Source organism: Pseudomonas sp. SDO52101_S400 (assembly GCF_054071635.1).
This window is the reverse complement of record NZ_JBSVWF010000181.1, coordinates 1-210: the sequence shown is the minus strand read 5'-3', so window position 1 is coordinate 210 and position 210 is coordinate 1. Positions and strand designations below refer to the sequence as shown.

Annotated in this window: 1 protein-coding gene; it reads left to right on the top strand. The window is 66.2% G+C overall.

Going from position 1 to position 210, the window contains the following annotated elements; translation table 11 throughout:
* On the top strand, positions 1-210 hold a 210-nt coding region (locus ACW9HX_RS29240; protein WP_457383229.1), incomplete at both ends, for an AMP-binding protein.

Sequence of the window (210 nt, the reverse complement as noted above, 5' to 3'; positions counted from 1 at the left end):
ACGTGATCGCCGCCGAGCACATCACCACGCTGCACCTTGTGCCGTCCATGCTTGATGTGTTCCTCGCCCACGGCGATGTCAGCCAGGCCAACGGGCTGGTGCGAGTGATGTGCAGCGGCGAAGCCCTGCCGGGCGCGCTGGTGCGACGCTTCAAGCAGCAACTGCCGGCTATCGGTCTGTACAACCTGTATGGCCCGACCGAGGCGGCGG